The organism is Streptomyces sp. Y7 (genome assembly GCF_043195415.1).
Classification (GTDB): Bacteria; Actinomycetota; Actinomycetes; order Streptomycetales; family Streptomycetaceae; genus Streptomyces.
In genome coordinates, this window is sequence record NZ_JBIDDQ010000044.1 from 1 (window position 1) to 18,224 (window position 18,224).

At 70.5% G+C, this 18,224-nt stretch carries 23 protein-coding genes; 8 read left to right on the plus strand and 15 right to left on the minus strand.

Annotation, left to right across the window (positions count from 1 at the left end):
- Window positions 1–193: 193 nt before the first annotated feature.
- The 4 genes from ACGFW6_RS43850 (at window position 194) to ACGFW6_RS43865 (ending at window position 4,360) form a co-directional block, all read left to right on the plus strand.
- Window positions 194–1,312, plus strand: coding sequence for a hypothetical protein (locus ACGFW6_RS43850; RefSeq protein ID WP_393523031.1), 1,119 nt, complete (start codon window positions 194–196; stop codon window positions 1,310–1,312).
- Between the two features lie 145 nt (window positions 1,313–1,457).
- The gene (gene msrA, locus ACGFW6_RS43855; RefSeq protein WP_393523034.1) at window positions 1,458–2,120 is read left to right on the plus strand and encodes a peptide-methionine (S)-S-oxide reductase MsrA; all 663 of its coding nucleotides are present in this window, start codon (window positions 1,458–1,460) and stop codon (window positions 2,118–2,120) included.
- A 604-nt stretch (window positions 2,121–2,724) separates the two neighbouring features.
- On the plus strand, window positions 2,725–3,651 hold the full coding sequence (locus tag ACGFW6_RS43860; RefSeq protein ID WP_393523036.1) for a hypothetical protein: 927 nt from the start codon (window positions 2,725–2,727) through the stop codon (window positions 3,649–3,651).
- Window positions 3,652–3,760: 109 nt separating this feature from the next.
- Complete coding sequence (locus ACGFW6_RS43865; RefSeq protein ID WP_393523038.1) at window positions 3,761–4,360, plus strand: hypothetical protein; 600 nt, start codon at window positions 3,761–3,763, stop codon at window positions 4,358–4,360.
- Between the two features lie 323 nt (window positions 4,361–4,683).
- Here the strand turns inward: ACGFW6_RS43865 and msrA (ACGFW6_RS43870) are convergent, their stop codons facing one another.
- The 6 genes from msrA (ACGFW6_RS43870) to ACGFW6_RS43895 all read right to left on the minus strand — a co-directional run bounded on the left by msrA (ACGFW6_RS43870) (window position 4,684) and on the right by ACGFW6_RS43895 (window position 8,352).
- The gene (gene msrA, locus ACGFW6_RS43870) at window positions 4,684–5,196 is read right to left on the minus strand and encodes a peptide-methionine (S)-S-oxide reductase MsrA (RefSeq protein ID WP_393523041.1); all 513 of its coding nucleotides are present in this window, start codon (window positions 5,194–5,196) and stop codon (window positions 4,684–4,686) included.
- A 145-nt stretch (window positions 5,197–5,341) separates the two neighbouring features.
- Window positions 5,342–6,148, minus strand: a complete 807-nt coding sequence (locus ACGFW6_RS43875) for a DUF1963 domain-containing protein (RefSeq protein WP_393523043.1) — start codon at window positions 6,146–6,148, stop codon at window positions 5,342–5,344.
- Between the two features lie 332 nt (window positions 6,149–6,480).
- Window positions 6,481–7,098 (minus strand): hypothetical protein, encoded by a 618-nt coding sequence (locus ACGFW6_RS43880; RefSeq protein WP_393523045.1) that lies wholly within the window; start codon window positions 7,096–7,098, stop codon window positions 6,481–6,483.
- Between the two features lie 143 nt (window positions 7,099–7,241).
- Complete coding sequence (locus ACGFW6_RS43885; protein ID WP_393523048.1) at window positions 7,242–7,646, minus strand: amphi-Trp domain-containing protein; 405 nt, start codon at window positions 7,644–7,646, stop codon at window positions 7,242–7,244.
- Window positions 7,647–7,775: 129 nt separating this feature from the next.
- On the minus strand, window positions 7,776–8,054 hold the full coding sequence (locus ACGFW6_RS43890) for a hypothetical protein (RefSeq protein ID WP_393523051.1): 279 nt from the start codon (window positions 8,052–8,054) through the stop codon (window positions 7,776–7,778).
- 73 nt (window positions 8,055–8,127) lie between these two features.
- Window positions 8,128–8,352, minus strand: coding sequence for a hypothetical protein (locus ACGFW6_RS43895; RefSeq protein ID WP_393523054.1), 225 nt, complete (start codon window positions 8,350–8,352; stop codon window positions 8,128–8,130).
- A gap of 344 nt (window positions 8,353–8,696) precedes the next feature.
- On the opposite strand from ACGFW6_RS43895, the gene ACGFW6_RS43900 reads away from it, so the two are divergent.
- Complete coding sequence (locus tag ACGFW6_RS43900; protein WP_393523056.1) at window positions 8,697–9,218, plus strand: AAA family ATPase; 522 nt, start codon at window positions 8,697–8,699, stop codon at window positions 9,216–9,218.
- 96 nt (window positions 9,219–9,314) lie between these two features.
- Here ACGFW6_RS43900 and ACGFW6_RS43905 read toward each other — a convergent pair whose 3' ends face one another.
- The 7 genes from ACGFW6_RS43905 to ACGFW6_RS43935 all read right to left on the minus strand — a co-directional run bounded on the left by ACGFW6_RS43905 (window position 9,315) and on the right by ACGFW6_RS43935 (window position 13,937).
- Window positions 9,315–10,157: a hypothetical protein gene (locus ACGFW6_RS43905; protein WP_393523058.1), complete on the minus strand. Its 843-nt coding sequence runs from the start codon at window positions 10,155–10,157 to the stop codon at window positions 9,315–9,317.
- A 160-nt stretch (window positions 10,158–10,317) separates the two neighbouring features.
- Window positions 10,318–10,812, minus strand: a complete 495-nt coding sequence (locus ACGFW6_RS43910; RefSeq protein WP_393523060.1) for a MerR family transcriptional regulator — start codon at window positions 10,810–10,812, stop codon at window positions 10,318–10,320.
- A gap of 23 nt (window positions 10,813–10,835) precedes the next feature.
- On the minus strand, window positions 10,836–11,279 hold the full coding sequence (locus ACGFW6_RS43915; protein ID WP_393523063.1) for a hypothetical protein: 444 nt from the start codon (window positions 11,277–11,279) through the stop codon (window positions 10,836–10,838).
- A gap of 153 nt (window positions 11,280–11,432) precedes the next feature.
- Window positions 11,433–11,990, minus strand: coding sequence for a DUF6233 domain-containing protein (locus ACGFW6_RS43920; RefSeq protein ID WP_393523066.1), 558 nt, complete (start codon window positions 11,988–11,990; stop codon window positions 11,433–11,435).
- A gap of 33 nt (window positions 11,991–12,023) precedes the next feature.
- Window positions 12,024–12,242 carry a hypothetical protein gene (locus ACGFW6_RS43925; protein ID WP_393523068.1) on the minus strand — a complete coding sequence of 73 codons (219 nt, stop codon included), beginning with the start codon at window positions 12,240–12,242 and terminating at the stop codon, window positions 12,024–12,026.
- Between the two features lie 115 nt (window positions 12,243–12,357).
- A complete protein-coding gene (locus ACGFW6_RS43930; protein WP_393523146.1) occupies window positions 12,358–13,512 on the minus strand; it encodes an RNA polymerase sigma factor in 1,155 nt (384 codons plus the stop codon).
- Window positions 13,513–13,517: 5 nt separating this feature from the next.
- A complete protein-coding gene (locus ACGFW6_RS43935; RefSeq protein WP_393523071.1) occupies window positions 13,518–13,937 on the minus strand; it encodes a YciI family protein in 420 nt (139 codons plus the stop codon).
- A 180-nt stretch (window positions 13,938–14,117) separates the two neighbouring features.
- Between ACGFW6_RS43935 and ACGFW6_RS43940 the strand changes: the two genes are divergently transcribed.
- Window positions 14,118–14,582, plus strand: coding sequence for an SRPBCC family protein (locus tag ACGFW6_RS43940; protein WP_393523073.1), 465 nt, complete (start codon window positions 14,118–14,120; stop codon window positions 14,580–14,582).
- A 10-nt stretch (window positions 14,583–14,592) separates the two neighbouring features.
- Here the strand turns inward: ACGFW6_RS43940 and ACGFW6_RS43945 are convergent, their stop codons facing one another.
- Window positions 14,593–15,510 carry a helix-turn-helix domain-containing protein gene (locus tag ACGFW6_RS43945; protein ID WP_393523075.1) on the minus strand — a complete coding sequence of 306 codons (918 nt, stop codon included), beginning with the start codon at window positions 15,508–15,510 and terminating at the stop codon, window positions 14,593–14,595.
- A gap of 181 nt (window positions 15,511–15,691) precedes the next feature.
- Here ACGFW6_RS43945 and ACGFW6_RS43950 point away from each other — a divergent pair, with 181 nt between their 5' ends.
- The gene (locus tag ACGFW6_RS43950; protein ID WP_393523077.1) at window positions 15,692–16,732 is read left to right on the plus strand and encodes an NAD(P)-dependent alcohol dehydrogenase; all 1,041 of its coding nucleotides are present in this window, start codon (window positions 15,692–15,694) and stop codon (window positions 16,730–16,732) included.
- Window positions 16,733–16,975: 243 nt separating this feature from the next.
- Window positions 16,976–17,359: a VOC family protein gene (locus ACGFW6_RS43955; RefSeq protein ID WP_393523080.1), complete on the plus strand. Its 384-nt coding sequence runs from the start codon at window positions 16,976–16,978 to the stop codon at window positions 17,357–17,359.
- Window positions 17,360–17,390: 31 nt separating this feature from the next.
- On the opposite strand, the gene ACGFW6_RS43960 is transcribed toward ACGFW6_RS43955, so the two are convergent.
- Window positions 17,391–18,161: a group II truncated hemoglobin gene (locus ACGFW6_RS43960; RefSeq protein ID WP_393523082.1), complete on the minus strand. Its 771-nt coding sequence runs from the start codon at window positions 18,159–18,161 to the stop codon at window positions 17,391–17,393.
- Window positions 18,162–18,224 lie beyond the last annotated feature (63 nt).

The window sequence follows — 18,224 nt, forward strand, 5'->3', positions numbered from 1 at the left end:
GGGGGGCCCCCCCCCCCCCCCGCCACGGCCCCGCCCCCACTCCCGCCCCCACCCACTCCCGCCAGGCGCAACGCAACCCCACCGACCATGACGGGCCGCCGCGGGCATCCCCGCTCCTCCCCTGCAGAACCCTTTTTCCACAGGCACCCCACCTCGTTGGCCATTTGTCGGCGGCGTCTGGAACGCTGGAGGCATGGAAATTCTCTGGGTCCTGGTCGCGCTGGTCATGATCGGCTTCGTGCTGGTGCCGTTCATGCGCCGCAGGCGGGGCATGATCGAGCAGGTCCCGCCGGGCCACCCCGACGCCGCGGACCCGGCGAACTACGGCTTCGTACGGCAGGAGGAGCTGGACATCCGCATGCCCGGCCCCGACCAGGACCTGCTGGACGTCCTGGACCTGGTGCAGCGCACCCAGGACTACCGCGCCGCCTCACAGCTGCTGGCCGGCACGGAGGCGGAGGGTGAGAAGCGCTGGCAGCGCGTCCAGGCCTTCGCCGGCGCCGCCGCGCTGGAGCTGCAGCAGCGCCCGGGTGGCGTCAGCGAGGCGCCGGGCGGCCAGTGGCTGCGAGTGTGGCGCACCGAGCAGCCCAAGGACGCGGGCGGCGCGGCCGTCCACGCGGAGTTCCTGGTCCAGCAGGCATGGCGCACGGCGACCCCCGGCACGGACGAGTTCCGGATCATCATGGAGGAGGCGAGATCGGCGTGCGGCGAGGCGGCCCTCCTGGCCCCCGGCGACCCGATCCCGTACATCATCGAGCTGTCGGTGGCCCGCGGGCTGGCCTACCCCCGTCCGGAGTTCGAGCAGCTCTGGCTGAAGATCCTGGACCGCGCCCCGTCCCACATGGGCGCCCACCTCGCGGCCCTGCACTACTGGTGCGAGAAGTGGCACGGCTCCCGCCAGCTGGCCAACGAGTTCGCGGAAGCGGCAGCGGCCCGCGCTCCGCAGGGTTCCCTCCTCGCCGCGATGCCCCTCTTCGCGGTGTTCGAGCACCTGCCCGAGGTGAACCTGGTCAGCGGCTTCTACCAGAGCGAGGTCGTGACGAAGGCGATCCACGGCGGCATGTTCGCGGTGCACGCGGCCCGCTCGGACGACCCGATGCTGGCGCACGTACGCCACCTGCTGGTCTTCTTCCTGGTGCGCGGCGAGCGCTGGGCGGAGGCGATGGACCAGTTGCTGCACGTCGACGGCCATGTCGGCGCCCTCCCGTGGACGCTGTCCACCGACCCCGCCGCGGAGTTCGCGGTCTACCGCGCGCTGGCGGTGGCGGGTTACGAGGCGAACGGCGGAAGCCCGGCAACGCTGCCGCACTGAGCCGGTACCGCGACGGGGCGGAATCCGGGAACCCGGCCGTACGTTGCAGCGGTGCGCCCTCACCGACGCACCGCAGCGCCACCGCCATACCCCTCCGCTCTCCGCAAGGTGCGCGGGGCCCGCGAAGCGCAAGGAAGGAACCGTCATGCTCTTCGGCCGAACGCCCGTCCTGCCCACTCCCGAACAGGCGCTGCAGGGACGTCCGGAACCGATCTTCACGGTGCCCGACCGCCACACGGTCCTCGGCAACCCGCTGCTGGGCCCCTACCCCGAGGTCCTGGAGACGGCCGACTTCGCGCTGGGCTGCTTCTGGGGCGCGGAGCGCAAGTTCTGGCGGCTTCCGGGCGTGTGGACGACGCTGGTCGGCTACCAGGGCGGCTACACCGAGCACCCGACCTACGAGGAGGTCTGCTCGGGCCTCACCGGCCACACGGAGGTCGTCCGCGTGGTCCACGACCCGGCCGTCCTCCCCTACGACCGCCTCCTCAAGACCTTCTGGGAGTCCCACGACCCGACCCAGGGATTCCGCCAGGGCAACGACGTGGGCACCCAGTACCGCTCGGCGCTCTACCCACACACCCCCACCCAGGCCGAAACAGCGGAGGCCTCTCGCGATGCCTACCAGAAGGTCCTGACAGGCTCGGGCTACGGCACGATCACCACAGAGCTCCTCCCGGCCCAGGGCCGCCCGTTCTACCCGGCGGAGGCGTACCACCAGCAGTACCTCGACAAGAACCCGGGCGGGTACTGCGGCGTGGGCGGCACCGGGGTGTCTTGCCCGATCGGCGTCACCAAGGCCGAAGGCTGACGTCGACGGGTGGGCTTCAGAACCTACGCACGCCGGGTGCGCAACGAACAGTTCCCGCTGGCCCGACGACACTCATCCCTGCGGTGTGCCGTCGGGCACTACTGTCACGAACCTGGGCCACCTTTTGACGGCCCGACGCGATGTGCCCTGACCGAGACGATCCTCGAAATCGAGCACCTTGTACGTCCGGGCTACTCGCCTGTGAACAGCTGTCTCTTCACGTGGCTGCGCTTCGCCAACCTCATCGCATACGCCACGGCGGCCTCTCTTCGCCACTGAGCCCCGCCACCAGCAGTACCTCGACAGGAACCCGGCGGGTTACTGCGGCTCGGACGGGACGGACGTCAAGCTGAGTAGTCCGTCGCGGTGAGTTGGGGAGCCTCCTACTCGAGGGGTACTGCAGCGGTGCCTGAGGCCACCCAGCAGTAGTCGGTGTCGGGGCTGTCCGATTGCTTTCACGTCGGTCGTGGAATTTGCAGACCGACCCGCCGCGACCATCTCTTGGACGCCCTGGAACGGCCGTTCCGCCTGTTCCCGAGCCCAGTGAGACTCCATACTGGTGCAGCTTGTTGGACCTGAGGTGGGGGGCACCTTGCAGTCACGTGTGAGACTGATCATGGTGGGCCTGGCAACCGGCGTGATCGCTCCGATCAGCGTGGAAGCACTGATCGCGTACATCAAAGGCGAGAACTACAGCTTCGCCCGCGCGCTGATCGTACTCGGCGTCATATCACTGGCAGCACTGGTGTTGCTGGTGATCCGAACCAGCGCAAGAAACTTGCGCACCAGCCTGGACGTAAGTCTCTTTCTTGCAGGGCTCGCAACCTTCGGGGTGGGCACTGCGTACGTCGCTGATTCCGCGGGCGCGGGAAGCACTGCTCTGGCAAAGGCGTGGGGAATCGTCTTCCTCGGAGTACTCGTCGTGACCCTGGCCGTCTATTCTCATGTCGCTTCAAGAAATGGATCAGCTCTCCTCCTGGCCACTCGACAGTCTCCCGACCCGAAGGAGGTCGAACAGTTCAATGTGGACAGAGTCCTGACGGTCCATAGATTTGACGAATATCAAGATGCCGACCGAGAGGTGGAGGAACACTGCCGGCAGGCACTCGACCCTCAAGATCTCCAATTCATCGGGTACTACGTCGACGGCCGATGCCGATTTCATGTGGATGCGCTTGATACTCCGGCATTGAATCCGTATTTTCGCCGAAGCAGCCGTACTGATCGGCGGCATGCATACGAGCGGTCCGGACGGCAACTCGACTGGCTGATCGAGAATCTTGATGTCTACATGCAGCACCTGTCAGGGGGCATCCTGATCAGGGTGGTTTTCGATGTCGAGCAGGGCGCCCTCTACTACTGCAACATCGACGAAGGCACCTACATCATGGGCGTAACCATGATTCAGGACGAGGTTCTGGTGGCTGACGAGAAGATCCGCCACCTGGCAAATGAACTGGGGCATCTACCCCGAGGGGGACGCGCCGGGCTTCGTCCCATTCGTCAAGTAACCGGTGGACCCACAACCTGACACAGGCGCAACGATCACTGATCTCATGAACGTGTTGCCACCTCTAAATCCAGATGCCCTCAGGGCCGGGGCGTGGGAGGGTGCGGTTCGAAGTGTGACAGGGGGAGATATGGGACTGGTCTACAGCTACGACATCTATCTGCGCCCTCGGAATGTCGCCAACGCATTGGCAAAGCTGGCCGAGTTGGCGCCGCCGACCCGCGCCGTGCCGCCGCTTGGGATCACCCTGCCCGACGGTGGGCGGATCGTCCTCCCGTTCACGTCCCAGTTCAAGAGCGAGCCGGTCGATTGCTCCACGAACAGCACGCTCGAGCTCGACACGTCCCTCATGTTCGACCTCGACGATGCACTGCGCGAGTACGCGCAGACGGGCGGCCCTGAACCCCAGGCGGACGGGCGCCTCCAGATCGGGTACATCTACGCCACGATCCGGTTCGCGTCCCTTCTGCACCCCGGCTACGCCTCGGTGGAATTCTCGGCCGCGACATCGGGGATGAGCCGCTTGTTCGCGCGGTCGAGCAACGTAAGAAGGGTGTTCACCGACCTCACCGCAGAAAGCGGCGGAGTGTGCTGCCTGTTCGACACCGGCGACGGCGCTCCCGAGCAAGTGTGCTGGCTCAATGGTGAACCCATCCGGGAGACGGTCTCCGGTCCCCGCTTCCCAGATCGGCAAGCACTCGTGGCGACTTGGGCCGACTCCGAGCAGTGAGAACTGCCGTGACCATCGTGCGCAGCGCACCGGGCCTCGCCGTGCCCATGCTCGGGAGCCCTGACATCTGTCAGGATCCCTCCGGCCTGCCTGTCTCCTACCTTTTCGCGCAGGACGCAGACGACGCACGTCGCAGCCCTCTCCGCCCAGCACGCACCCCTCTGAGGTGCGCGACGCGCGCCGAAGCCGTCTCCGCCACGCAGCTCTCTCAGCTGCGCGGCACACGCCGACGCGCCCCCTCCCGAGGTGCGCGGACGCACGTGCGGCCCGGCGCGCGGAATCCGGGTCCATCCGGTCTCCGCGTCCGCCGGGCCGCCCCGCGGTCAGCCCTCGGCGCGGGCGGGCAGCTTCCATCCCGGGCGCGGGAAGTGGCAGGTGTAGCCGTCCGGGTAGCGCTGGAGGTAGTCCTGGTGCTCGGGCTCGGCCTCCCAGAACGGGCCGACCGGCTCCACCTCGGTGACGACCTTGCCCGGCCACAGGCCGGAGGCGTCCACGTCCGCGATCGTGTCCTCGGCGATCCGCTTCTGCTCGTCGTCCACGTAGTAGATCGCCGAGCGGTAGCTGAGGCCGATGTCGTTGCCCTGGCGGTTCTTGGTGCTCGGGTCGTGGATCTGGAAGAAGAACTCCAGCAGCGCGCGGTAGTCGGTCTGCGCGGGGTCGTAGAGGATCTCGATGGCCTCCGCGTGCGTACCGTGGTTGCGGTACGTCGCGTTCGGCACGTCACCCCCGGTGTATCCGACCCGGGTCGCCGTCACGCCGGGAAGTCGGCGGACCAGCTCCTCCATCCCCCAGAAGCATCCGCCCGCCAGCACGGCCCTCTGTGTCTGCCCAGCCATCACGGCCCTCCAATACCAGTCAGCTCGGTCACTCGGGCTACTCCGCTCGCACACACCGGCGTCCAAGCCCACCCTGCACAACGCTCGAGGGCCCCTGCCGATTCCACGGCCGCCGGCCGATCCGTGCGGGCACCGGCCTCACGCGTCAGTGGGTGTCGGACCGCCAGTCCCAGGGGTGGCCGGGGCACTGGCGGCAGTGGAAGAAGTAGACGCCGCCGCAGTCGCCGAGCTGGATGTCGCCGGTGACGGTCAGCAGGTGCTCCATGCGGTGACCGCCGTCGCAGTCCGGCCAGGCAGAGGGCTGGACCCAGGCGGGCCAGCCGCCGATCTTCGTCGCGATGACGTTGGAGTCGGGCGGCCACAGGGCGCCGCCGGTCGGCAACCGGAAGCGGGGCTCCCAGGTCTCCAGGAGGTCCTGAGGCAGATCGTGCCGGCTCGGATAGTCGTCGGCGGTGGCCGGGGCCAGCGTGGACGGCTCCGGCATGTTCTCCTCGTCGTACTCCCCCTCGCTCACCGCGGGGATCTCGGGCAGCGTCCCGCCGGCCAGGACCTCCGCCTCGTTGCGCCAGTACAGCCGCGGCAGCACCGGCCCGGGATCCTGTTCGTGGATCAGCGCGCACCAGACCACCTGGAGCAGGTCCTTCCCCGCCGGGAACTCCAGCCCGGGCACGTCCCGGGCGAAGAGCTGCAGGATCGGCACCATCGGCACCGCCCCGGGGACGATCTCGGTGCGGTTGCGCCAGTCGGAGCCGAACGTCCAGTGGTCCTCCTGCGCGCAGTACGGCCACGGCTCGTCCGCGGGCCACAGCAACGCGCCCCCGAACGAGCTCTCCCGCACGCCGGGCTCGCCGGGCTCCGGGTTGAGGAGGGTGGTTCTGCGGGCCAGGCCCGCGTACTCCGGTATCAGTGTGCGCAGGTCCTGCGCGGGCGACTCGGGTGGGACTCCGGGCATCGTGGCTCCTCGGACAGATAAGGATCGGCTAGGACGGACAACGTTCGGGCCGGACGGACAACGTTCGGCTCGGACGGAGGAGTTCGGCTCGGACGGAGGAGTTCGGCTCGGACGGAGGAGTTCGGCTCGGACGGAGGGGTCGGCTCGGACGGAGGGGTCGGCTCGACGTACAAAGTCCGGCTCGACGTACAAAGATCGACAGGACGCTGCGAGCACGTTAATGCCGACCACCGACAGTCCCGTAGGGCTCGGCCGCCCGACCGCGTCGCCCGGATCAACTGCCGTCCGCGCGTGGGCGGGTCAGTTGCGTCCGGCCATGACGCGAGGTGCCTTCAGAGGTACGAGCCCCCGAGCAACGCCCACGGAACGCCCACGGCCGGCGGGGTCAGGCCCGCGACCCACCACATCTGCTGCCGAGACGGCCGGGTGAAGGCGAACCCCAGGGCCGCCGCGCCCGCGACCAGCGCCGCGTATCCCACGTACCAGCCCCGCTCTATGGCGGCGCGGCCCCACAGACTGATGCCGGCGCTTTCCAGTTCCTCGCCGATCGCGGCCCCGGTGTACTGGTCGCCCCACGCGGCGGTCACGGACGCCGCCTGACAGGTCGCGAGGATCACGAGGGAAACGAGCAGGGCGGTGGGGAGCCGCTCCTCCACGCCATGGCGTGTGCGCCACAGCAGGTACAGCAGCACGCCGATGCCGGCCGGTGCGATCGAACCGAGGTAGGCCGCCGTGTAGAGCTTCGTGTACACCGCGTCGCCGGCCGCCTCGGACGGCGTACCGCTGGTGGCCGCCGCACCGAGCACTTCGGCGCGGTCGAGGAGCTGCCAGATCTCGGGGATCACCACGAACAGGAGCAGCAGCCAGATCCCGATCGCCGCGCCGACGACCCATCGTTTCGCCGTGACGGTGAAACGATCGAGATCGAGCGCCTGGGCAGATCTGTCCATGCGCGGATGATAGCCAGGCACCGGGCACCAGGCACCGGGCACCGGGCGGCGCTCGGGGACGGAGTCGATGACCGCTTCATCGCCGCCCACCGCCGCCGACTTCCGCCCACGGGCGGTCGGCCCGACCGGCGCCGGGCCTCCGCTCAGGACGTCTTCGTGGCGGACCGCTTCGTGCTCCTGCCCTTCTTGGTGACCGTGCCGCTTCGCCCCGCCCCGGCGGGCGCGCTCTTACGCCGCGGGGCCTTCTTCGCGGACGAGGACGCCTCTGACTCCGCCTCCGCCTCCGCCTCCGTCCCCGCCGGCGCCGGCGCGGACCGCGTCGATGAGGTCGACCACGTGAACTCGATCTCCAGCTCGATCTCCCCGCCACCGATCTCGACCTCGATCTCGCTGCGAAGGTCGTCGGGGATCCGCAGGCTCAGCGTCCCCGCGCCGAGTTCCAGTTCGGTGTCCCCGCCTTCCCTCAGCGCGTCCGCGAGGGCCGTGAGCTGGTCGGCGGCCTCGTGGCGGGACAGCGAGCGCTTCTGCTCGAACTTGAGGTCCTTCATGGCTGCTGCCCTCCGACAGGACGCGACACACCGGACAAAGACCGAATAAAGCCCATTCTCACCCGCCGTACGGACTTGTGACATCCCCTCCTCCGAGCACGCGGCCGCAGCGGCCTCCCCCGAACGCGCTCAGCCCCTCCCGCGCCGGACGGTGAGCCGCACCTCCACGCCCTCGTCCACCCCACTCCATGACGTCCCACGGGCCAGACTCTCGCGCCCCTCGTCGAGCATCCGGGCGCGCAGCCGAAGCACCGAGTCCATCAGCCGCTGCCAGCGCCACTCGACATCGAAGGCCCGCTTTGAACGCTCGGCCGAACCGACCAGCCAGCGAGCGGCCTCGTCCACGCTGTCCACGGCCTGCGCGGCTCTGCCGACCTCTTCGAGTTCCCAAGTCATCCACAAGGCCACGGCTCCAATGTCCCGTTCCCCCGCAACGAGCGCACGCCGAAGCACAGACCGCGACCGCGAAGCCCCGGGCGGCTCAGCCACCCGCCTCCGGGCCCCAGCGCTCGGGCCCCACGCCACGCCAGTCGATCCACGGCACCCCCGCGACCTCCGCCGGGTCGATCTCCAGTCCGGCGCGGCGGAGGAACTCCGCGACATCGGCCACGTTGTGGGCCAGGCCGAGGATCTCGCCGTCCACGCGCACCCGCCGACCGCCCGTGGGCGACGGCGGATGCACGGTCACGCGTATCGATCCGGACATGCCTTCAGGATCATCCGGGTCATACGCCCCCGCATGCCAGCCCGTCATCGAGGACGCCGTCGCGACTGGGTACGGCGGCCCGGCCGCTGGGCGAGCGGGTGGCGGGCGGCGCCCCACTCCCGCCGGGCCGGGGCGAGGTCGCCGGGGAACGTTTGCATGGCCCGAATTCAAGCACGTGTTCGATTTTCTCGGCCACCACCGCCGGAGGGAGCCCTTACGCACGCAGTGCCGGTCGCCGGCTCACGGCCCTGCGCGACCACAAGGCGACGCCGCCTCCTCGGAGCCCACCGAAGCCGCACCGGGTCCCTGCCCCGCCCGCACCTCCGGGCCTAGCATCGGGACCCATGATCGTATGGCTCAACGGCACCCACGGCGCGGGCAAGACGACGACCAGCCCCCTCGTCCAGCAACTGATCCCGGATTCGCGGGTGTTCGATGCCGAGAAGGTCGGCGAGACACTCATGGACATCAGGCCGGGCCTGCCCGAGACGGACAACTTCCAGCACTGGCCGCCATGGCGGCCACTCGTCGTCGAGACCGCCCGCCACGTGCTCGACTACGCCGGCGGCACCCTGGTGGTGCCCATGACCGTCCTCGTCGAGCAGTACTGGCGCGAGATCAGCGCGGGGCTCGCCCAACACGGCATCCCCGTACGCCACTTCGTCCTGCACGCCGACCAGGACACCCTCCGCGGACGCATCGAGGGCGACACCGTGCTCGGCCCCTCCCCGTTCCGCCTCACCTACCTCGAGCCCTACGCCGAGGCGGCTCGCACCTGGCTGCACGCCGAGGCGGAGGTCGTCGACACCACACACCTCACGCCGCCCCAGGCCGCCGAACGGATCGCGGCGGCCGTCAGAGGTTGAGGCCCGCAGGCCAGGGGGCCGCAGGCGGTCGGCGGGGCGCCGTCCCGTCGTCAGCGGCAGCTGCGGGCTTCCGCCGCCCAAGGGCCTCGCGGCACGTCAGGGGCGTTCGTAGAGCTGGAGCACGCCGCCCACGGAGAAGCACGTGGCGCCCAGGAGGGTGGCCCAGTTGGCGATGTCCGCGTTGATCTGGCTGCCGGTGGAGGGGCGGGTGAACGCCGCGATCGCCGAGACCATGAAGAGGACCGACCCCAGTTGGTTAACGGCGACGATCCACCAGCCGAGGCTGCGGCGGCGGAAGCAGAGCCGGCCGTGGCAGATCTCGACGAACGCGAGGTGCCCCGAGATCAGGAAGAGCACGCAGCCGACCACGTCCGGCGCCCAGACCAGCCGGTTGATCTGCTGGACGCTCAGTCCCTGGAGGAACGAGTCCAGCAGGTCGACGGCGAACACCACGGTACCGACGAAGAGGACGACCGCGCTCAGCCAGTCCACCCGTGCCGGCTCATAACTCCACCAGCGCCAGGGGTGCGTGACGAGTCGCCCTTCGCCGCCGGGCACATGGCGCGGCGCGTTGATGACCTGGAGCAGTGAGACGTAGCCCCCGGTGTTGAAGAAGAGACCGCCGGCGAAGTAGATCGACGCGCAGGTGGTGGCGTCACCGGAGCCGAGCTGAGCGACGCCGGCACCCGCCGCGAACAGGGCCCCGCCGATGACGAACGCCGTCGCGGCCATGGCGTTGAGCCGGCGCAGCCGGGTGAGTGCGATCTCGTCGGCCCGGGTGTGCCGGCTGGTGGGCGCGCCGGGCGGGCGGACGGCGATGACTCCACGCCGACGGGCGAGCCGTGACTCCCATACGGCGGTGCCGCCACCGGGGAGATGCCAGGTCAGCCGGGTGGTGAACGGTCCCGCGCCCTCGGCGCGTTGCTCGGGTTGTCCCACGCGCCGAGACTAGATCGCCCACCGGGCCGCCCCGCGAAGCGAAACGCCGCCCAGGGCGGCGGCTGACGTGGCGGCGGCTGCCGTTGTCGTGGCTGCCGTAGCGGCGGCTGACGTGACGGCGGCTGCCGTGGTAGCGGCTGGGCCCCGGCGAGGGCGCCGGTCAGCGGCGAGGGCCGGCATGGCGGTCCTCCGCGGCGAGGTCGGTGAAGGGGATCGGGCAGCAGGAACTCGCGGCGCATTCCGTCAGGTCGTCACAACCGGCGTCCACGGCGGCCACGAGCGCCGTACGGATCGTCGTGAGGTCCGCGATCCTGGCGTCGACCTCGGCGAGCTTGGCCGCCGCACGTTCCTGGAGGCCGGGGACGGGACGGCCGTGACGGTGGCGGCCCGCCTCCAGCAGGTCCGCCACCTCGTCCAGCGTGAAACCCAGGCGCTGAGCGGCCTTGATGATCCGCAAGGTGGTCACGGCCTCACCCCCGTACAGGCGGTGACCACCCGGGCTGCGGTCCGGTTCGGGCAGCAGCCCGCGGCGCTCGTAGTAGCGCAGGGTCTGGATGTTCACCCCGGCCTCCTGGGCCACTTGCCCACTACGCAACGCGCCGCCGCGCACGTCAGCCACGTCAGCCACACCGGTCACTGAAGACCCACCGGTCACACCACCCACCGAAGCCACACCACTCACCCGCCCTCTCCCGCCCCCGCCACTCGATCCGCCCCCGCCACTCCATCCGCCCCCGCCACCCGGTCGGCCCGCACCGCTCCATCCGCCCCCGCCACCCGGTCCGCCCGCACCGCTCGATCCGCCCGCGCGGTGAGGGCCCTCAGCACCGGCTCGTGCTCCCGGCCCACCGCGATGTCCAGCACCACCCCTTCCGGGCTGCCGGTGACGGTGAAGTCGAAGAACGAGCAGCAGCCGTTCTCACGTTCCGCCAGGTCACGGGTCCGCTCCTCGCACTCCGCCCCCGCCGGGAGCTCCAGGCGCACCCGCAGCGGTCCCGGCCGGTGCGGGGCCGCCGTCTGCGAGGCGAACAGGGCGTCCCACTCGGCCAGCCGCAACGGCTGCTCCTCGGTCGGCAGGGTGCACGACGGCGGTACCCAGTCCGGTCCGGTCGTAGAAGCCACGAGGTCACTCCCGTCGTCGTCCATGTCCCCGGCCCGGGAACACTGTCCATGTCCCCGGCCCGGGAACACTGTCCATGTCCCCGCTCCGGGAGCACTTCCGACGGTAAACCTGTACCTGGGTACAGCTTGCAAGCGACCTGCGACCTGAGCCGCCTAGTCCAGGATCCCCAGCTCGCTGTCCGGGCGGCAGAAGGCGCACGGCTCGATGTTGGGGTCGGTGAGGGCGGCGCGGGCGTCGTGGTCGCCGATCCGGTGGGGCGTGCCCTCGATCATCGTGCAGTCGCCGGTGTGGATCACGGCGGGCTCGGGACCGTTCGGCGTGCGCTTCTGCTGGACGACGAAGCCCGTCGACTGCCGCATCTCGCGCGAGGGCGCGAACGGCGACAGGGCCGCGGGCTTCTGCCGCGCCCGGGAGGACTTCGAACGCTGGGAGGACATCGAACGCCGAGAGGATTCCGACGGCTGGGAGGACATCGGCGACCGGGAGGACTCCGACGGCTGAGAAGTCATCGGCGGCTGAGGGGTCTTCGGCGGCTGGGAGGAGTTCGGCGCCTCGGGGACCTGCCGTTTCTCGGCGCGCGTCAGTGCCGCCCGGACGGCTTCGCGCTGCAGGCGCAGGTAGATGCCGACGGTCTCGTGACCGGCGATCTGTTCGTCGAGGTACGCGAGGATCGCCCGCAGCCGTCGTGCGTCAGGCGGTAGCTCGGCCATGGCCCGCAGCGTCCTCGTGCGGGATGCAGCCGGTCACCTCCAGCTCCTTCCTCCCCGCCCCAGCTTCCGCAGTTCCGCCCAGGCCTCCGGCGTACGGCCGCCTTGGCGCCAATAGGGGTGGAACAGCACCTCGGTCGAGAGCCGGTACAGGCGCCGGCGCAGCTCGGTTCGGCCCGGCCCGTCGGCCAGCCGGTGGTACGTGGCGCTCCACTCCTGCTGTGCCTGGACGAGGTCGTCGGGGAACGATCGCATACCCCGATTCAATCATGTGTTCGATTTTTTGCGCCATCGCCGACCCACGCCGGCCCCCGCGACGGCCACCACCGGTCGGACTCTGATCGGCCTCTGATCGGCCGCGGTCGGCCGACTACCCGCCTCCCCCGCCCCCGCGCGTGTTGAGCCGCGCCGCCTGGCGGGTCAGGTAGTCACGTTCGGCGAGGTTGGAGGCCTTCCGCGCGGCCTCGGCGTACAGGCGCGCCGCCGTCGGCAGGTCGCCGTCCCGTTCGTGGAGGTAGGCCGCGACCGCGGTGTGGCGGGGCAGTGACGCGTCCAGGGGCGCCAGTGCCGCCAGGCCGGCGCGCGGACCGTCGGCCTCGCCCACGGCGACCGCGCGGTTGAGCCGGACGACGGGGCTGTCGGTCAGGCGCAGCAGCTCGTCGTACCACTCGACGATCTGCACCCAGTCGGTCTCCCCGGCGGTGGGCGCGTCCGCGTGCAGGGCCGCGATGGCGGCCTGGGCCTGGAACTCGCCCAGCCGGTCGCGGGCGAGCGCGGCCTGGAGCATCCCGATGCCCTCGGCGATCAGGGCGCGGTCCCAGCGGCCGCGGTCCTGTTCGGCGAGCGGTACGAGGCCGCCGTCGGGCGCGGTCCGCGAGGCCCGCCGGGCGTGGTGGAGCAGCATGAGGGCGAGCAGCCCCGCCACCTCGGGGTGGTCGATGGCGGCCGCGAGCTGCCGGGTGAGCCGGACGGCCTCGGCGGCGAGGTCGATGTCGCCGGAGTAGCCCTCGTTGAAGACCAGGTAGAGGACGCGCAGCACGGTGGCGACGTCGCCGGGCTGGTCGAACCGTACGTCGGAGACGGTGCGCTTGGCCCGGCTGATGCGCTGCGCCATGGTCGCCTCGGGTACCAGGTAGGCCTGGGCGATCTGGCGGGTGGTGAGCCCGCCGACGGCGCGCAGCGTGAGCGCGACCGCGGACGACGGGGTCAGCGAGGGGTGGGCGCACAGGAAGTAGAGCTGGAGCGTGTCGTCCGCCCCGGAGGCGGGCCCGGGCGCCGGTTCCTCGTCGACGAGGTCCTCGCGCCGACGGCGGGCGGTGTCCGCGCGTCGCGCGTCGAGGAACTTGCGCCAGGCCACGGTGACCAGCCAGCCCTTCGCATCCCGTGGCGGGTCGGCCGGCCACACGCGCACCGCCTCGACAAGCGCGTCCTGCACGGCGTCCTCGGCCGCCGCGAAGTCGGCTCCGCGGCGGACGAGGACGCCGAGGACGCTCGGGGTGAGGCTCCTGAGCAGGGCCTCGTTCATCCGCGTCACTTGAAGGAGCACTCCGTGATGCCGGGCTCGGCGGTCAGGAACGGGCGCACCTCGAGCCACTCGTGGATCGGCTTGCCGCCCGCACCGGGGGCCGCCGACAGTTCCCCGGCGAGTTCGAGGGCGCGCTCGTGGCTGTCGACGTCGATCACCATCCAGCCGGCGATGACGTCCTTGGTCTCGGCGAACGGGCCGTCGGTGACCGGCGGGCGCCCCTCGCCGTCGTAGCGGACCCACGACCCCTCGGGCGCGAGCGCCTGGCTGTCGACGAACTCGCCGGTCTTCTCCAGGCGGGCCGCGAAGTCGTTCATGTACTGCACGTGGGCCGAGATCTCCTCGGGCGTCCATTGGTCCATCGGCACGTCGTTGACCGACGCCGGAGCGCCCCGGTAGTGCTTCAGCAGCAGGTACTTGGCCATCGTCCTTCTCCTGGGTGCGGGTGCGACCCATTGTGGTCGCGTTCACCCCCGGGACGGAGCCGGGCGCGGGTTCTCGACATCGCTCGCGGATTTCCTTCCGCAGATTCCGTCAGCCGACGTCTCCGGCCGGTGGCGTCCGATCGGCGGGCGGTTGTCAGTGGCTGCTGCTTCCATGGGTGCATGGCCAGAACCAGCGTCGTCGTGGAGCGGCGTATCGCCGCGGGGCAGGGACGGGTGTGGGAATCCCTGACCGATCTGAGGGGCATGGTGGACGTGCTCAGTGGCGTGTCGGGCGTCGAGGTCCTCACGGAGGGGGCGTTCGGCGTGGGCACGCGGTGGCGGGAGACGCGGCGGATGTTCGGCAAGGAGGCCACCGAGGAGATGTGGGTGACCCTCTGCGAGCCGCCCGGGCGCTATGTGGTGGAGGCCGAGTCGCACGGCACCCACTACGTGTCGGAGTGGGCGCTGCGGCCGGAGGGGCCGTCCACGACGACGGTCCGGATGACGTTCACCGGCGTGACCTCCGGGGGCGTCGCGGGAGTGCTCGCGAAGATTCTCGCCGGCATCGGCTCCCGGGCCGTGTCCAAGGCCATCGCGAAGGACCTCGACGACATCGCCGCGGCGGTCGAGGGCCGGGCCGCCTGACGCGGCCGCCTCAGGCCGAGGCGTTCGTCCCCGCCTTCGTCGCGTCCGCTCCCCAGCTCGCCAGCAGCCGCAGTGCCTCCGCCGACGGCGAGCAGGGCTCCGGGTGGTACGTGATCAGGGTCTGTTCCGTGCCGTCGGTCAGGCGGAACGACTCGAAGTTCAAGGTCAGCTCCCCCACCAGGGGGTGCCGGAGCCGCTTGACGCCGTAGCTCTTCTCCTTGACGTCGTGGATGGCCCACAGCCGCCGGAACTCCTCGCTCTTCACGGAGAGTTCCCCGACGAGCGCGGACAGGCGCGGGTCGTCCGGGTGGCAGCCGGCGTCCATGCGCAGGAAGGCGACCATGTCGGACGCCTTCTGGTCCCACTCCACGAACAGCTCGCGGTACTCCGGGCGCAGGAACACCAGCCGCGCCCAGTTGCGCTCCGCGACCGGCAGCTCCGACCAGTCGCCGAAGACGGCCGCCGCCATCCCGTTCCAGGCGAGGATGTCGGAGCGCCGGCCGGAGATGTACGCGGGGACGCCCTCGAACGAGTCCAGGAGCTGCCGCAGCACCGGCCGTACCTGTTCCGTGCGGGCCGCCGGCTTCTTCTTGTGCCGCTTCGGCTTCGCCAGGTGCGTGAGGTGCGCGTGCTCGGCGTCGCTGAGGCGCAGCGCCCGCGCGATGGCGTCGAGGACCTCCGCCGAGACGTTGCGTCCGTTGCCCTGCTCCAGGCGCGTGTAGTACGCCACGGACACCCCGGCCAGCTGCGCCAGCTCCTCGCGGCGCAGCCCCGGCACCCTGCGGTGCCGCCCGAAGTCGGGCAGGCCCACGTCCTCCGGCTTCAGCCGGGCCCGCCGGGTGCGCAGGAACTCGCTGAGCTCGGCACGCGGGTCCAGGCCCCGGGCGTCGGCTGCGGGTCCTGTCGTGGCGGGGGGCTGTTCTTCCATGCCTCAAGTATTCCCGTTCGTACGCCCACGAGCCTGTCCCCGTCAGTGGTAGGACCGGCCGACGTACGAACGACTGAGGGCTGGGTGACCGCCGGCGATCTCGGCAGGCTGAAGTCGTGCCCGGACGGAAAGCAGGACAGAAGGCAGCCGGGCACGAAACCCCCGCTAGGAGAACCCCGGCATGACTACCGTCGCCGCATACGCAGCACCCGCCGCCAAGGCTCCGCTGGAGCGCACCACCATCGAACGCCGTGAGGTCGGCGAGTTCGACGTCCTGATCGACATCAAGTTCGCCGGTATCTGCCACTCCGACATCCACCAGGCCCGTGAGGGCTGGGGCGAGGCGACCTTCCCGATGGTCCCCGGCCACGAGATCGCGGGCATCGTCGCCGAGGTCGGCCCGGGTGTCACGAAGTACGAGGTCGGCGACCGCGTGGGCGTCGGCTGCATGGTCGACTCCTGCCGCGAGTGCGAGAACTGCCGGGCCGGCCTGGAGCAGTACTGCCTCAAGGGCAACGTCCAGACCTACAACGGCGTCGGCAGGGACGGCGAGCCGACCTACGGCGGCTACTCGCAGCAGATCGTCGTCACGGAGAGCTTCGTCCTGCGCATCCCCGACGGGCTGTCCCTGGACGTCGCCGCGCCGCTGCTCTGCGCCGGCATCACCACGTACTCCCCGCTCCGCCACTGGAACACCGGCCCCGGCAAGAAGGTCGCGATCCTCGGCATGGGCGGTCTCGGGCACATGGGCGTGAAGCTCGCGCACGCGCTCGGCGCCGAGGTGACGGTGCTGTCGCAGTCCCTGCGCAAGAAGGACGACGGCCTGAAGCTGGGCGCCGACCACTACTACGCCACCAGCGACTCGAAGACCTTCGAGGAACTGCGCGGCAGCTTCGACCTGATCCTGTCCACGGTGTCGGCGCCGCTGAACCTGGACCAGTACCTGTCCCTCCTCAAGACGGACGGCGCCTTCGTGAACGTCGGCGCCCCGGAGGAGCCCGTCGCGCTCAACCTGTTCTCGGTGATCATGGGCCGCAAGACCCTCGCCGGCTCCGGCATCGGCGGCATCCGCGAGACCCAGGAGATGCTGGACTTCTGCGCCGGGCACGGCATCGGCGCCGAGATCGAGCTGATCGGCGCGAGCGAGATCAACGACGCGTACGAGCGGGTGCTCGGCAGCGACGTGCGGTACCGGTTCGTGATCGACACCGCCACGATCTGATCCCGGCGCTGCCGCCGCGGCAGCAGCCGCGCTCCCGTGACGGGAGTCAGGACCGAGGGCCCCGGAGCCGCACTGCTCCGGGGCCCTCACCGTTGCGGCGGCCCGGTACGCCCGGGACCCGCGGCCGAGTACCGCAGGAGTAGCGCGGGTCCCGCCCTGCGACCGATGTGCCGTGCGGCGGCGCTGCCTAGCGTGAAGGGCGAAGGAGCCAGTCCGCACCGCGCACACGAGGAGGCAGCCCCGATGACCGTCCAGCTCAACCACACCATCGTCGCCGCGCACGACAAGAAGGAGTCGGCCCGGTTCCTCGCCGACCTCCTGGGCCTGGAGGTGAGCCCGCAGTACGGCCCCTTCGTCCCGGTCGCGATCCCGAACGGTGTGACCCTGGACTACCTCGACTCCCCCGGCGCGATCACGCCACAGCACTACGCGTTCCTGGTCTCGGAGGACGACTTCGACACCATCTTCGACCGGATGAGGGAGGCCGGCCTGACGTACTGGGCCGACCCGTACCACCGCCGTCCCGGCGAGATCAACCGCAACGACGGCGGCCGCGGCGCCTACTTCGAGGACCCGAACGGCCACAACCTGGAGATCCTGACGAGGCCGTACGGCAGCGGCGGCTGAGGCATCCATGCCGCCGCTGCCCGGCGGACCGTCAGCCCTGGTACGGCGGAGCCGCCCCCCAGTTCCACCGCGGCACGGGCTGCTCCGCGGGCGGCACCGCGTCCGGGCCGGAGAAGTACACCGCGAGCCGCGTGCCCCACTCCACGTACGCCAGGAACGCCGAGCGGAACTCCGCGTCCGTCGGCAGGCCCGCCTCGTCGGCGGCGTCCTGGATGAGGTTGACCCAGCGGCGGCGCTGCGGCTCGGTGATGCCGCGGCCCAGGTGCTTGGCGACCATGTGGCCGTGACCGCCCTGGGTCTCGGAGTAGGCGGGCGGGCCGCCGAAGACCTCACCGAGCCACAGCGCCACATGTTCGGCGTGATGCGGGTCCAGGCCCTCGAACAGCGGGGCCAGGAGGTCGTCCTTGAGCACCTTGTCGTAGAAGGCCGACGTCAGCCGGGCGAACGCCTCGGCGCCGCCCGCCCAGGCGTACAGCGTGGGCACCGAGGCACCGGCGCCGCGGACCGTCGTCGGTTTGTAGTGGCGCATCTCCTCTATGTGCGTGATGTACGGACGGATCTCGGCGAGGAAGTCGGGGAACAGCTCCGACTTGCGGAAGCCCTCGAGGTGATCCTCCGTCGACGTCCAGGTGATGCGCAGGATGAAGTGCTCGAAGTCCTCCTCGCAGCGGGCGAGTTCGTAGTCCGTGCAATGCGGCGAGGCGGCGAGCTGGGCCGCGGCGCGGGTGTAGGCGGCGAGGAACTCCGCCGACTTCTGCTCGGGGATGCGGTACCTGATGTATTCGACCGTGTGAGCCGTCATGGCCTCACCGAAACACGAAAACCGACCGGACGCTCGTCCTCCGCTGTCCCGGCCCACGTGAAA

Bases quoted from the DNA above. Each gene is read 5' to 3' on its own strand.
- ACGFW6_RS43850 (WP_393523031.1), top strand. From the start codon at position 194: ATGGAAATTCTCTGGGTCCTGGTCGCGCTGGTCATGATCGGCTTCGTG.
- msrA (WP_393523034.1), top strand. From the start codon at position 1,458: ATGCTCTTCGGCCGAACGCCCGTCCTGCCCACTCCCGAACAGGCGCTG.
- ACGFW6_RS43865 (WP_393523038.1), top strand. From the start codon at position 3,761: ATGGGACTGGTCTACAGCTACGACATCTATCTGCGCCCTCGGAATGTC.
- msrA (WP_393523041.1), bottom strand. From the start codon at position 5,196: ATGGCTGGGCAGACACAGAGGGCCGTGCTGGCGGGCGGATGCTTCTGG.
- ACGFW6_RS43875 (WP_393523043.1), bottom strand. From the start codon at position 6,148: ATGCCCGGAGTCCCACCCGAGTCGCCCGCGCAGGACCTGCGCACACTG.
- ACGFW6_RS43880 (WP_393523045.1), bottom strand. From the start codon at position 7,098: ATGGACAGATCTGCCCAGGCGCTCGATCTCGATCGTTTCACCGTCACG.
- ACGFW6_RS43885 (WP_393523048.1), bottom strand. From the start codon at position 7,646: ATGAAGGACCTCAAGTTCGAGCAGAAGCGCTCGCTGTCCCGCCACGAG.
- ACGFW6_RS43895 (WP_393523054.1), bottom strand. From the start codon at position 8,352: ATGTCCGGATCGATACGCGTGACCGTGCATCCGCCGTCGCCCACGGGC.
- ACGFW6_RS43900 (WP_393523056.1), top strand. From the start codon at position 8,697: ATGATCGTATGGCTCAACGGCACCCACGGCGCGGGCAAGACGACGACC.
- ACGFW6_RS43920 (WP_393523066.1), bottom strand. From the start codon at position 11,990: ATGGCCGAGCTACCGCCTGACGCACGACGGCTGCGGGCGATCCTCGCG.
- ACGFW6_RS43925 (WP_393523068.1), bottom strand. From the start codon at position 12,242: ATGCGATCGTTCCCCGACGACCTCGTCCAGGCACAGCAGGAGTGGAGC.
- ACGFW6_RS43930 (WP_393523146.1), bottom strand. From the start codon at position 13,512: ATGAACGAGGCCCTGCTCAGGAGCCTCACCCCGAGCGTCCTCGGCGTC.
- ACGFW6_RS43935 (WP_393523071.1), bottom strand. From the start codon at position 13,937: ATGGCCAAGTACCTGCTGCTGAAGCACTACCGGGGCGCTCCGGCGTCG.
- ACGFW6_RS43940 (WP_393523073.1), top strand. From the start codon at position 14,118: ATGGCCAGAACCAGCGTCGTCGTGGAGCGGCGTATCGCCGCGGGGCAG.
- ACGFW6_RS43945 (WP_393523075.1), bottom strand. From the start codon at position 15,510: ATGGAAGAACAGCCCCCCGCCACGACAGGACCCGCAGCCGACGCCCGG.
- ACGFW6_RS43950 (WP_393523077.1), top strand. From the start codon at position 15,692: ATGACTACCGTCGCCGCATACGCAGCACCCGCCGCCAAGGCTCCGCTG.
- ACGFW6_RS43955 (WP_393523080.1), top strand. From the start codon at position 16,976: ATGACCGTCCAGCTCAACCACACCATCGTCGCCGCGCACGACAAGAAG.
- ACGFW6_RS43960 (WP_393523082.1), bottom strand. From the start codon at position 18,161: ATGACGGCTCACACGGTCGAATACATCAGGTACCGCATCCCCGAGCAG.